Source organism: Allobosea sp. TAB14 (genome assembly GCF_052113865.1).
In the GTDB taxonomy this organism is placed as follows: domain Bacteria; phylum Pseudomonadota; class Alphaproteobacteria; order Rhizobiales; family Beijerinckiaceae; genus Allobosea; species Allobosea spartocytisi.
Window position 1 is genome coordinate 1 of the sequence record NZ_JBFRDQ010000127.1, and the last position, 12076, is coordinate 12076.

11 protein-coding genes and 1 pseudogene are annotated in these 12076 nt (G+C 64.9%); 3 read left to right on the forward strand and 9 right to left on the reverse strand.

Annotation, left to right across the window (positions count from 1 at the left end):
* Window positions 1-156: 156 nt before the first annotated feature.
* The 6 genes from AB4Y99_RS18630 to AB4Y99_RS18655 form a co-directional block, all read right to left on the reverse strand.
* Entirely contained in the window at window positions 157-1560 is a 1404-nt protein-coding gene (locus tag AB4Y99_RS18630) for a hypothetical protein (RefSeq protein WP_441524358.1), read from the reverse strand.
* A 64-nt stretch (window positions 1561-1624) separates the two neighbouring features.
* Window positions 1625-2317, reverse strand: coding sequence for a class I SAM-dependent methyltransferase (locus tag AB4Y99_RS18635; RefSeq protein WP_112764196.1), 693 nt, complete (start codon window positions 2315-2317; stop codon window positions 1625-1627).
* 37 nt (window positions 2318-2354) lie between these two features.
* Window positions 2355-3512 carry a glycosyltransferase gene (locus AB4Y99_RS18640; protein ID WP_051987807.1) on the reverse strand — a complete coding sequence of 386 codons (1158 nt, stop codon included), beginning with the start codon at window positions 3510-3512 and terminating at the stop codon, window positions 2355-2357.
* Window positions 3513-3583: 71 nt separating this feature from the next.
* Window positions 3584-4276, reverse strand: coding sequence for a sugar transferase (locus AB4Y99_RS18645; protein WP_441524359.1), 693 nt, complete (start codon window positions 4274-4276; stop codon window positions 3584-3586).
* Window positions 4277-4561: 285 nt separating this feature from the next.
* Window positions 4562-5194, reverse strand: a complete 633-nt coding sequence (locus tag AB4Y99_RS18650; protein ID WP_441524360.1) for a LuxR C-terminal-related transcriptional regulator — start codon at window positions 5192-5194, stop codon at window positions 4562-4564.
* 172 nt (window positions 5195-5366) lie between these two features.
* On the reverse strand, window positions 5367-6644 hold the full coding sequence (locus AB4Y99_RS18655) for a polysaccharide biosynthesis/export family protein (RefSeq protein WP_441524361.1): 1278 nt from the start codon (window positions 6642-6644) through the stop codon (window positions 5367-5369).
* A gap of 251 nt (window positions 6645-6895) precedes the next feature.
* Here AB4Y99_RS18655 and AB4Y99_RS18660 point away from each other — a divergent pair, with 251 nt between their 5' ends.
* Together AB4Y99_RS18660 and AB4Y99_RS18665 are read left to right on the forward strand one after the other, a co-directional pair.
* Window positions 6896-7123, forward strand: coding sequence for a hypothetical protein (locus tag AB4Y99_RS18660; RefSeq protein WP_441524362.1), 228 nt, complete (start codon window positions 6896-6898; stop codon window positions 7121-7123).
* A 111-nt stretch (window positions 7124-7234) separates the two neighbouring features.
* The gene (locus AB4Y99_RS18665) at window positions 7235-7999 is read left to right on the forward strand and encodes a hypothetical protein (protein ID WP_441524363.1); all 765 of its coding nucleotides are present in this window, start codon (window positions 7235-7237) and stop codon (window positions 7997-7999) included.
* Between the two features lie 110 nt (window positions 8000-8109).
* Here the strand turns inward: AB4Y99_RS18665 and AB4Y99_RS18670 are convergent, their stop codons facing one another.
* Entirely contained in the window at window positions 8110-9279 is a 1170-nt protein-coding gene (locus AB4Y99_RS18670) for a glycosyltransferase (RefSeq protein ID WP_441524364.1), read from the reverse strand.
* Between the two features lie 148 nt (window positions 9280-9427).
* On the opposite strand from AB4Y99_RS18670, the gene AB4Y99_RS18675 reads away from it, so the two are divergent.
* Window positions 9428-10501, forward strand: coding sequence for a glycosyltransferase family 2 protein (locus AB4Y99_RS18675; protein ID WP_441524365.1), 1074 nt, complete (start codon window positions 9428-9430; stop codon window positions 10499-10501).
* A gap of 4 nt (window positions 10502-10505) precedes the next feature.
* On the opposite strand, the pseudogene AB4Y99_RS18680 reads toward AB4Y99_RS18675, so the two are convergent.
* Both AB4Y99_RS18680 and AB4Y99_RS18685 read right to left on the reverse strand, forming a co-directional pair.
* Window positions 10506-10559, reverse strand: a pseudogene (locus AB4Y99_RS18680) (hypothetical protein); the annotation flags it as partial.
* 232 nt (window positions 10560-10791) lie between these two features.
* Complete coding sequence (locus AB4Y99_RS18685; RefSeq protein WP_441524366.1) at window positions 10792-11778, reverse strand: PAS domain S-box protein; 987 nt, start codon at window positions 11776-11778, stop codon at window positions 10792-10794.
* Window positions 11779-12076 lie beyond the last annotated feature (298 nt).

Sequence of the window (12076 nt, forward strand, 5' to 3'; positions counted from 1 at the left end):
GCGCCATGGCGTCGGCGCCGCGCGGCGCGACCAGGATGGCTTTCCGGCCTGCCGCTGCCAGGCCCTCGTCGAGGGCCGAGACGACGTTGCGCGCATAGCGCTGCACGCCGGTCATGGCCTGCGACAGGAAGCGGCCGTTCACCGCGAAGGTCTCGGTCATATCCTCGCTCCGGTGGCCAAGGGGACAGGCCCGGGAATGCGGGAGGTTCGCGGCCTGATCGCGGCCGCGAGCGCAGCCAGCATGCAGAAGAAGAAGCCCTGATCGATGACCGGGCCGACGAGCAGGTCGCCGACCAGCAGGCCGACATAGCCATTGCGCGTGGCGACGGCGATGTCCGCCTCCAGGCTGCCCGGCCGGCCGCGCGGGCGCAGGAAGCATTCGAAGACGAAGACCGCATAGAAGAGGGCGCCGGGAACCCCGACGCTCGCGAGCAGCGCGACGGCAAAGCTCGAGGCGCGCGCGGTTCCCACCCCAACGCCGAGCCCCCAGCTGTCGAGGAAGTTCTGGAATGAGATGACGTTCCAGGAGCTGCGTTCGACCCCGGAATCGGAACTCGCCTTGTTGAGCACGACGAGGTCGACATAGCCGTAGATTTTCGCCACCGCGTCGGGATCGAGCAGGAGAAGCAGGACGACCGCCAGCCCGACGACCGGCGCACCGAGTGCGAAGATGGCTGTCAGCCGCACCCCATTGCCCAGCACGAGCCGGGCGATGGCGAAGGCATAGAGCAGGAGGAGCATCACCGGCGCGCCGACCAATCCGGTCGAGGACGTYGACAGCACGATCAGGACGAGCGAGAGCCCGGCGAGGATGCCGGTGAGCCGCGGGCGCACGCCGCAGAGCCACAAGGTGCCGGTGAAGCCGAGGACGCCGAGCGTCGAGCGCGCGAAGACCGAAGCCTCCGTATACGAGCCGACGATCCGCTTCATCCCGGCGATCTCTGAGTCGGTGTGCAGCGTGTAGCGGGCATTGCGGATGAAGCCGAGCAGCTCCTGCGTGCCGGTGGAGTAGGTCGCGATGTCGAGGATGGCGAAGACGGTGTTGGCGATGCAGCAGGCGAGCAGCCCGTTGAAGACGGCCGRGAAGCCCTCGCGCGTCGCGGCAATGGCGGTCAGCGTGATCAGGCAGAGCAGGGTGGTCGAAAGATAGAGGCTCTGCGTGACATTGCTCGAGACCGGCGCCAGCGGCACCGTCGAGCCGGTATCGTCGAAGGCCGTGGTCCCAAGCGGGATGATCTCGGTGATGCCCGCGAACACGCGCGGCATCAGGAAGGCGCTGGCGACGCCATAGACGACGAGGCAGGTGAACCAGAATGCGGGCTCGTCCGGATGCAGGGTCCGAATGGCGGCCGCGGCCTCGCGGCGGCGGCTCAGCACGCCGCAGACCAGGAAAACCAGCATCACATGCCCGGGTTGGATGTTGGCGGCGCCGATCAGCATGGCCGCGGCCGCACCGAGGACCGCCATGATCGCGAGCCCATGGACGAGCGCGCCCGTGCCGAGCATCAGGCAGACCAGGCCGATCAGGATCGTCAGCACGCCGATCGGCTCGATGCTCATCGCAGCCGAGCCTTCCGCGATGGCGACGGCCCGCCTCCAGCCTGATCGTGCCCGCACGCCATGGTCATTCGGCCAGCACCATCAGCGAGTAGCCGCCCAGCACCCGGACCGCCAGGTCCGGATTGAGCGAGAAGCAGAGCCGGCGCGGCAGGCGCATCAGCCGGCTGCTCAGCGCCTGGTTGGGCAGCTCCAGCCGACTCGCGGTGTAGGCGTGATCGATGACCCGGTAGCCGCAATCCGCCAGGGTCGCGAGTGCCGTCTCCTTGAAGAAATAATGCAGGTGGCCGACATTCTCGCGCAGCTTGGTGATCGGCCAGCCGCGCAGCAGTGACTGGACGGAAAGATCGAGCGGGATGTGGAAGACCTTGTAGCGGCCCTTGCCGCGCAGCGCCTTGATGAAGGCGATGTAGTCCTCGACATGCTCGATCACGTCGGCGATGACGAGCAGGTCATAGTCCGACGGGCCCTCGGTCGTGAAATCGCCGAGCGAGAACGTGACCGTGTCGGTCTCCTTGTACTTGGCGCGCTGATAGGCGTGCGGCGAGATCTCGTAGCCATGGAAGCGCGCCGCCGGAAAGGCCTTCGCCAGGTTGAACAGGATCTCGCCGGTGCCGCAGCCGACCTCGCAGGCCTTGTCGAAGACGATCGCGTTCTTGCGCAGGATGGCCTCGACCTGCCGCGCCTTCCAGGGCGAATCCTCCTCATGCCAGGTCGGGTTCAAATCGGCATAGACTTCGCTCTGGTAGATCGTCTGCATCAGGTTCTTCCTCGATATCGCAAAGGGCCGGCCTCGTTCAGGCCAGGCTCTGGACCAGGGCCGGGCGTGGCTGAGCCGGCGGCATGGCCATCGAGAACGTCCCGGCGAGCGGCTTGAGCAGCTGGTTGATGTGGAGGGCCATCTGCTTCTCGAAGACGGCGGTCGAGAAATTGCGGGCATAGGCCGCGATCTCGCGCGGCTGCCAGGTGATCGCCCTGGCCCGCTCCTCGGCGGCGATGAGCGCATCGACGCTCTGCTCGTCGAAGAAGACGCCGCTCATGCCGTCGATCACGGTCTCGGTCGCACCGCCGCGGCGGAACGCGATCACCGGCCGTCCGCTCGCCATGGCCTCGACGGGCACGATCCCGAAATCCTCCTCGCCCGGGAAGATCAGGGCGCGGCAGCGCGAGTAATGATGGCGCAGGGCGCTGAAGGGCTGCGGCCCGAGCACCTGGACGTTCGGCTTGGCGATCCGGCGCAACTCGGCGAGCATTTCGCCCCCGCCGATCACGACCAGGCGTCGGCCGGTGCGATTGAAGGCTTCGACGGCGAGCTCGGGCCGTTTGTAGCCGACGAGCTCGCCGACCATCAGGCAGTAATCCTCGACGAGATCGTTCGGCAGCACCTCGAAAGCGTCGACATCGACCGGCGGATGGATCACCGTCGAGGCGCGGCGATAATAGCGGTGCAGCCGCGTGGCGACCGTCTCGGAGTTGGCGACGAAGTGATCGACGCGATTGGCCGTGACGCTGTCCCAGTTGCGGATGTAATGGGCCAAGGCCGGCATCATCAGGCGCGTGATCGGCCCGGCACGTTCCCTGTATTCGTGGAACATGTTCCAGATATAGCGCATCGGCGAATGGCAATAGCAGATGTGCATCGCGCCGGGCGGCGGCACGATCCCCTTGGCCGGTCCGGACTCGCTGGAGATGACCAGGTCATAGCCGCGCAAGTCGAGCTGTTCGAGCGCCAGCGGCATCAGCGGCAGATAGCGCTGGTAGAACTTCGCAGCGCGCGGCAGCCTGCCGACGAAACTCGTCGTGACCTTGTGGCGGCGGATCTCGTCGGAGACCGCGTCGGGCACATAGACATGGGTGAAGACATCCGCGTCGGGATACATCCGGCACAGCGCCTCGATGACCTTCTCGCCGCCGCGCATGCCGACGAGCCAGTAGTGGACGATCGCTATTTTCATGGGCCGAGGAACTCCATGGAACTCTCGTGGTCCGGGCGTGGCACGTCCGGCACCGTCGTCCTGCGGCTGCCTTATCGGCTGCCGCGCTGCATCAGCACCGCCGGCACTGTCTTCACCAGGATCTTGGCGTCGAGCAGGAGGTGCCATTCCGAGGCGTACTGGCTGTCGAGCGAGACGCGGGTGGCATAGGAGCAATCGCTGCGGCCGCTGATCTGCCAGAGGCCTGTCAGCCCGGGCGGAACCGAGAAACAGTGGCTGAAGGCTTCGCCATAGCGTTCGCGCTCGGCTGCCACGATCGGGCGCGGCCCGACGAAGCTCRTCTCGCCGGCTATGATGTTGAAGAGCTGCGGCAGCTCGTCCAGGCTCGAGCGACGGAGGAAGGCGCCGACCGGTGTAATCCGTGGGTCGTATGTGAGTTTCTGGCTTTCGGCCCATTCCTGCGCGGCGACCGGATCGGAGGCCAGCAGATGCTGCAGCGCCTCATCGGCATTGATGGCCATGGTGCGGAACTTCAAGCAGCGGAAACCCTTACCGCTGCGGCCGATCCTCGGCTGCTTGAAGAGGGCCGGGCCGCCGTCGCCCGCCCGGATCAAGGCGGCGATGAGCAGCATCAGCGGCGCAAGCAGGAGAACGAGAGCAACACCTGCCGCAATGTCGATGGCTCTTTTTACTATGCTCCGCATCGAGCTGTATTCGCTTCGCGATGCACGCATGTGCAAAGCTAAGGACGCCGGCAAATTTTGCGAGTCCGGAAAGCGGCTCATTGCAGCACCCTACTCATAATCTGCATATTAACAGATTATTAACGAGCATCGAATACATCGCAATAGGATTTTGTGCGTTGCAGCATATTTGCTCAGGCCGATTGCGGGCTGGCTACAAACTGAACGTTGTCAGTAAAATGCCTGACAGATTTGATGCAATTCCGCCGCTTTCTGCGCCAACGGCGAGCCGGCCGTCATGGCATGCGAGCCTTCGCCGGGCGGCGGTGACGCAGCTGGAAGGCAGCGCCATCGATGTCGGGTTCGCTCGACGGCAGTTTAAATTCTTTAGTCGTGGGACTGAAACCATCCCTGGGTAATCGCGTATTGCACGATCTGCTGGCGGCTCTCGATGCTCAGCTTGCTGCTGGCGCGCGCCTTGTAGGTTTCCGCCGATTTCTTGGTGATCCCGATCCGCGCAGCCGCCTCGCGAATACTGAATCCGAGAGCGATCAGGCGGAGGATTTCTTTCTCCCTCTCGGTCAGGACCGAGCCGCGCCGCGTTCCCCCGACCGTCAGAATGGAGTGGGGGGAATCGAGGAAGGAGCCGCCGCGGAGGACCGTGGCGATCGCCTTGCACACGACTGAAACGGGCGACTGCTTGAGGACGTAGCCGCGCACGCCGAAAGCGAGCAGGCGGTGGGCGCGGGCATTGTCGAGTTCCTCGGCCACGACGAGGATCCGCTGCGATGGCAGATCGTTCAGCAGGCTTTCGACGACTGAAATCCCGTTGAAATCATCGCCGACGACCGCGACGTCTGGAGCTGCCTTCTCGATGACTTTCGCGAGGTCGGCGGAGGAATGGGCCTCGCCGACAACAGCGATGTTCGGTTGCTCGGCCAGGCAGAACCGCAGTCCCGCCAGGAAGATCGGGTGTTCGTCTGCGAGGAAAATGCGAGCGGGGCGCTCGGATGACAGCATAGGCTTGCCTCCGCATGGACGGGAGCCTGGTTGAGCCGATCGCAAATCGGCTCGGATGTGCCAGCGATAGCTACAGCATTTCCACGTTTCTCCGAATCGTGGGAATGCTCCATCTCTTTGTTTTATCGCATTTTCTTCACGCGAACCGGTGTCCACTTCGCTCGAAAATGCTCTAGTTCTGCGCCCCGGCCGGTCCGGCAGGGGGCAGCGCCGAGATGATCGATTGCAACGAGGCTCGCTCGACCCTGACGATATCCCCGGGCAGGATTGGCGAGGTCTCCTCGACCGCGATCTCGTTGACCGTGTCGCCCTGGCGCCTCTGGACGCTGAAGCGCATGCGGGCGAGCTGCTTTTCCTGCTGGCTCTGCAGCCTTGGCGCGAGCGCGGTCGATTCATGGATGAGCGCGCGCAGCGACGCGATCCGGTCTTCCGACTGCTTGAGCGAGAGCTGGGTCTCGCGCAACTCGCGCCCGATATCGATCTCGCGCTGGTTCTGCACATCGGCGCGCATGCGGTCGATGCGGCTGATCTCCTGTTTCGCACGCGCCGTCGCCAGCATCAGATCGAGGCCCTGGCTCTCGGATTGCGCCAGGTTTTGCTCGACCGCGAGCTGGCGCGGACTCACGGCCAGCCCTTTGCTCATCAAGCTGTTGATATTGTCGAGTTCGCGGCGGATCAGATCCTGCTGGCGCTGCTGGGTCACCGCCTTGGCGCCGAGCGTACGCAGCTCCTCCTCGATCAGGCCGCGCGATTGCTGCAGGAGGTCGAGTTGCGAGCGAACGGCATTGCGACGCGAGGCGAACAATGCGCTCTCCTCACGCATCGCCTGGGCGGCTCCCTCATCGAGGTTCCCGCGCACATCCTCGGAGAACGTGATCGCTTCTGCCTGTCGCGTTTCGGCCAGCAACCTGTCGCGACGCATCTGCAGGGCCAGCAACTGCGTCTGCTGGACGCGAATCTCGCCCTCGGCGACGATCGTCTCGCGCTCGAAACGGCCCAGCGCCAGCTCCATGCGCTGGAACCCGCCTGCGATCGCGACCGCCTGCAAGGTGGTCATCGTCGGCCGGAAGGCATATTCGCCGGGTTTTTCGACGGAGCCGACCACGTAGATCGGCCGATATTGCGCGATCTCGACGGCCGCTGCCGGCGCATTGACCAGCCCGGCGGTCTCCTTCAGCCGCTCCGAAATCAGCGCCGCGATCTCGGCCGGCGCCTTGCCGTCGACCGAGAAGGTGCCGACCACCGGCAGCGAGAGCATGCCGGTGGAGCTGACGGCGAACTCGCCGCTGAGAGCCGACCATTCGAAGAGCTCGCGCGAGTTCGGCCGCCATTCCGATACCTTGATCTTCAGCCGATCCTGCGCGGCGACACGGTATTCGAACTCGTTTGCGCCCGCTCGCGCGCCGTCGGCAAGGACCGTTGCCAGCGCCGCGACAAGCAGCGCAAGCATGCGGGTCGCGGCCCAGGCGCATTGCGGGGCAAGGGAGGCAGAGAGAGTGAGGTATCTCACAAAACACTCCACGGCAGACCACTCTGGCAAACCCCCAAGCAAATCCGTTGCCAGTCCCTCGAGGGCCGTTAGCGTGCCCTTAACCATGAGGGGCCAGGCTGGTGGAAATCCCACGCGCGCCCGAAGCCTTTCTCGGGACGGCGAGCAAAGCTATAGTCACTGGCCGATAGCGAGCCGCGAAAGCACGAGCGATGCTGATCGTCTTCTTCCTGGCTGCCATCGCCAGCGGTGCGCTGACCCTCTGGTTGATGTGGCCGCATGGCCTGCTTGTCGCGTTCGTCGCCACCGCCGTGGTCGCCAGTGCGATCGTCGCCGTTTGCGCCGTGCTCGTCGCCGTCCTCAGGTCGCGCAGCGCGACCGGCGATGAGCCGCGTCCGCGTGGCGTCCTCGATCTCCTCGGGCCGCGCCAGCCTCGCTGAGCGCTTGCGCCGCGGGCCTTCTGGCACATGAATTGCTGATGATCCCCGCAACAGCGGCTTGCGCGATCGCGCCTCTTGCCGCGGCCTGCCATTGCGATGGGAGAGGGGGCGATGACGTTGCCTGTCCGGTTTCGGAGTTCGGATCGAGACCGCGACACGGATCTCGACAGGCTGGGACCGCTCTACGGGCAGCTTGAGCAGGCGCTCGCCGCGATCGAGCGCGAAAGTTCCGGGTTGTCGCGCCGGCTCGACGAGGCTCGCACCCGCGCGGCAGCGCTGCTCGGCAATGAGGACGGCATCTATTTTGAGCGCGAGCCGACCGACGAGGCCAGGCTGGTCGAGGCGGAGGCGCAGATGATGGCGGCCTTCCGCCGGCTCGAACAGTTGCGGGAGCAGCAATCGATGATCGCCGCCTGGCGCACCGAGATCGACGACACCGATCTCGGGCGCATGCTGCGCAGCGGGCCCAGATCGAGCAATTGGGCCGCCCGCCTCCTGCGCTTGGTGCGGGCGCGGATGGTCGCCATCCGCCGCCTCGCCCGCTTCTTCGGCTGGGCGCTGATGCTCGTGATCGTCCATGCGACATTGTCCGGCATCGAGCAGCGGCCATCCGTCGCCTGGCTGATGCCGGATTTCGAGCGAGGCCTCGCTTTCCTCGCCGCGGCCGCCGCCTTCGCGATCGGCTATCCTCGGCAGCGCTTTCTCATCTTCGCCGCTGGCCTTGCCGCGGTGATCTCGCTCGAACTCGCCCAGAGCTGGTCGCCGACGCGGCACGGCACCATCCACGACGTCTGGATCAAGGCCGCCGGCCTTGGGCTGGGTTTTGCGCTGGTGTGGGGCGTGGAGCGGCTCAAACCAGCGGCGAGGAGCTGGTGAAGATCGCCCCGATGACACGGGCTTCGACGATCCGGCTCCCATCCGGGCGAGGATGACACCGTCCGCTACGAAAACGTTTATCGCCGGGCATGAGCGCGGCCGCCATGGGCTCAGGATGCGCCGGCTGGCGCGGCTGTCAGGCTGCCCCCGGCGACGGCTGACCGTGGCTGGGCGCGCCCATCGGCGGCGAGCAGGGCCTGTGCATGGGCATGCACGACCTTGTCGAGGCTGAAACGATCGATGTAGTCGATGCGGTATTGCGCATCGCGGCGCTGCGACACGACATGGTCGTGATAATGCACCATCGCCTCGACGAAACCGGCCATGTCGCCCAGCGGCACGAGCCGGCCGAGCCGGTTGTCGACAAGGATGTCGCTGGGTCCGAATTCGCAATCGAAGGCGATCACCGGCAGGCCGAAGCGCAGCGCCTCGCAGATGGCCAGAGACCAGCCTTCCCAGCGTGCGCCCGACAGATAGACGTCGCTGTTCGACAGCGGAATGGCCGGGCTGTCAGGATAGTGCTCGATCCTGACCCGGTCGGCGAGGCCGAGTTCGTCGATCAGGGCGCGGATCGCCGCCTCCTCCTCGCCATAGCCGACGAGCGCAAGCTCGGCACCCCTGCGCGTCTCGCAGAAGGCGGCAAAGGCGCGCAGAAGGACGTCGTAGCCCTTCTGATAGGCGAACCGACCCACCGTGACGAAGCGGATCGGACGGCCGATCGCGGGCGCCGGCATAGGCACGGGCGTATCGAAGGAGCGCACGGGATTTGGCACCCAGACATGTTCGACCTTGCTGGGATAATCGCGTCGGAAGGCGTCGAGCTGGCGCGGCGACGTCCCGAAGACGCGCGCCAGCCGCGGCAGGACCAGAAACCGCATGGCCTCGAACAGGACGGTTGCCTTGAATGAGCGCCGCTCGAGCCTGGGATTGCCGTGAAGGTAGAGGATGAAGCGGCGCCTGATGCCGAGGCAGGCGAGCCAGAACACGGCCGTCGGCTCGACCTGCGGCACCACGACGAGGTCGAACTGGCCGCCGGCAATCGTCTTCCGAACCCGCCGCAGCAAGTCCAGCCGTCCATTCGAGAAGCTGAGAAGGACGTCGTATGGCCGCGGCTGGCCGACGATCTGCTCGAAGGGCGACGTGTAGAGGACGGAGATCTCGAGATCGCCTCTGTACTCGCTCGCCAGCGCCGAGCAGATCGAATCGGTGACGCGCTCGATGCCGGCAAACGACCGCGTCGGCGGCACGATGTAGAGGACCCTGGTCTTCCCGTCCGGCATCGCGCGCTCGACCATCGCTCCGGAGCCGCCGATCGGCCCGGTACGGCTCTTGCAATGTCCGCGCCAAATGGGGCGCTTCGTCGCCGCTGGCGCGGGCCCTGCGCCATGGTGGATGCGCCGCAGGCTTTAGATTTCAGCGGAGCGGCGCATGACCGGTTCGACTCCCAGGCTCGCGGTAATCATCAACTGCTTCAACTATGCGGAATATGTCGCGCGTGCGATCCGCAGCGTGCTCGCGCAGGGCCGCGACGACTGTGAATTGATTGTCGTCGACGACGGCTCGACCGACGCCTCCTGGGACGTCATCGGCAGGACGGGAGTAACGGCCTACCGGACCGAGAACGGCGGCCAGCGCCGCGCCTGCATCTTCGGCCTCGACCGGACCACGGCGCCCTTCGTGCTGTTCCTCGATGCCGATGACGAGCTCGCCCCCGGCGCACTCGATGTGATCATCCCGCGGCTCGATCCGTCGGTCGCCAAGCTGCAATTCTGCCTCAGCCGCATCGACCGCGACGGCAACAGGCTGGGCTCGGCCGTTCCCGAGCCCGACCAGATTCGGATGACGAGCGATCTGAGCGAGCGTGTCCGCCGGACCGGCGTCTATGTCAGCCCGCCGACCTCCGGGAACGTGTTCAGGCGCGACCTCTGCGAATTGCTGCGTGACGCCGATTATGACGACGCGGTCGACGGGATCATCGTCCTCGCGGCCCCCTTCTTTGGCGAGGTCGTCTCGCTGCCACAGGAGCTCGGGCTCTATCGCGTTCACGATCGCAACATCTCCGGCGTCGGTCGAGCCATCGACGGCGCCAGGATCGAGCAGCACATGCAGCGCTTCCGAAACCTCATAGGCCATCTCAATCGGGTCATGCCGGCGGGGAGCGCGAGGCTGCAGCTCGATGCCGAACAGACCTTCTTTTACCTTGAGAAGAAGTCGGTCCTTGCGTCGATCGACCGGCGCATGGATCGCTTTCGGCAACTTCCCATGCTGATCAGGGTCATCAGCGGGGACTATTTTTCAGCGAAGCGGAAGCTCGCCCTTTCGCTGTTCCATATCCTGATCGCCTTCCTGCCGATCGGGATATCGCGCCGTCTCATTGAGTTCCGTTACCGGTCCGAGCAACGCACGCCGATCGCGCTGGCCAAGGCGCTGATCGGTAACGGAGGCGATGTTCGAACAAGGCGAAGCCGAGGGATCGTTCGAGCTCCGCGATCAGGCGGCTGACGCCAGGCTGCGTCACCCCAAGGATTTCTGCCGCCCGAGAAACCGTTCCAGCTTTCATGACAGCGGCGAACACTTCGATTTGACGGCTGTTCAAGTTGGGTTCGCCCCGCGCACCGATGCGTCGCTGCTACTGCATAGCTTCCTCAAGCGGATACTCAAAATGACGACCGGGGTGGCAAGCGCCGTAGGCCGGTCTGAGTGCGTTGCGCCATAAGCGAACAGCAAGCCTGGCGCGTCACCCGAGAACAATCATGCGGGTGCCATTGGATGGCAAACACCGACTTTCCGGGTCACGCGCTCATCGCAGCCCGAGAGATGGCAATTGACACTACCAGCCCTGTCGGTTGCCAATCACGCTCCACCGTCGCGTTCAGCGCGCTGGCAAGTCCTCCTTCGAGGCGACTGCCGAATCCGGCCCTGCCAGGCGCGGGCGGGGGACCACCTGYTTCTCGCCAAAGGATGCGTGTCCGATCATCGTCGGYGGAGACCTCAACCTCAAGCYGCCCCGTCTCGGTTGAAAGCGATCCGTGCTTGGCAGCGTTCGTCGCCAACTCGTGCAGCAGCAACGCCAGATTGGTGACTGACTTTCCGTCGACATCGCAATCATTGCCGCGAACGCTGATGCGGTCGTCCGTGGCATAGGGTTCGAGGATCGTCCGGACGAGTGTCAGCAGCCCCACATGCTGCTCGTTTTCCGGACCGAGCAATCGGTCCGACATGATCAGATCATGCGCGCGCGCTAACGAGGACAAYCTGGCTTGCACGTCCGCGATGATGTCGCCCTGGTTCGCCGACGTCTTCGCGCTGATCGCAACGATGGCCTTGGCCAGTGCGAACAGGTTCTTCACCCGATGGCGCATCTCACCCATTAGAAGCTGCTGCTGCTCCTGTGCCGCGCGCTTCTCGGTGATGTCGCGCGCAATTTTGGATGCGCCGACGATGACGCCGTTCTCGTTGCGAATGGGCGAGATGGTCAGCGAAATGTCCACTAGCGAGCCATCCTTCCGRCGGCGCTTGGTTTCGAAATGCTCCACGCGCTTGCCGCTCTGGATTWGGGCAAGGATCAACGGCTCCTCATCSAGGCGRTCCTGYGGGATCAGAATCGTGATCGACTTGCCGATGACCTCGTCGGCSGCATAGCCGAAGAGCCGTGTTGCGCCCGGATTCCAGCTCTGGATGATCCCGTTGAGATTCTTGCTGACGATAGCRTCTTCGGAACCGTCGATGATGGCCGCGAGCCAATCGCGAGGATCCGGCGCATTTGCGATGTCGGGCATCCCCTGCATCAGGTGTGCCCGGCTCGCTTCTGACCTGGGCCTATCTTCCGGGTTTCTTTCAGTTGTCGACGAAGGTGAAGTTCCAGCGCCGCATTTTTGAAGCTCGCCCAAGCCGGCCATGCGCTCAGCCTCTCTCAAACCGCCAYCTGCTTCGCAGAGTGCGTMGCCTTTGGCTCTATATCCTGTCCCCCGCGCGCGCCRAGCGCGCCACTGAGGCRCGAAGGCTGCTCCGCCGATTGGGTCTGTTCTGCTGTGGCAAGTCAAGCGATGGCGCAGCCGATGCCGCCCTCAAATGCTC

Bases quoted from the DNA above. Each gene is read 5' to 3' on its own strand.
- AB4Y99_RS18640 (WP_051987807.1), bottom strand. From the start codon at position 3,512: ATGAAAATAGCGATCGTCCACTACTGGCTCGTCGGCATGCGCGGCGGC.
- AB4Y99_RS18660 (WP_441524362.1), top strand. From the start codon at position 6,896: ATGCTGATCGTCTTCTTCCTGGCTGCCATCGCCAGCGGTGCGCTGACC.
- AB4Y99_RS18650 (WP_441524360.1), bottom strand. From the start codon at position 5,194: ATGCTGTCATCCGAGCGCCCCGCTCGCATTTTCCTCGCAGACGAACAC.
- AB4Y99_RS18675 (WP_441524365.1), top strand. From the start codon at position 9,428: ATGACCGGTTCGACTCCCAGGCTCGCGGTAATCATCAACTGCTTCAAC.
- AB4Y99_RS18665 (WP_441524363.1), top strand. From the start codon at position 7,235: ATGACGTTGCCTGTCCGGTTTCGGAGTTCGGATCGAGACCGCGACACG.
- AB4Y99_RS18655 (WP_441524361.1), bottom strand. From the start codon at position 6,644: ATGCTTGCGCTGCTTGTCGCGGCGCTGGCAACGGTCCTTGCCGACGGC.
- AB4Y99_RS18670 (WP_441524364.1), bottom strand. From the start codon at position 9,279: ATGCCGGACGGGAAGACCAGGGTCCTCTACATCGTGCCGCCGACGCGG.
- AB4Y99_RS18635 (WP_112764196.1), bottom strand. From the start codon at position 2,317: ATGCAGACGATCTACCAGAGCGAAGTCTATGCCGATTTGAACCCGACC.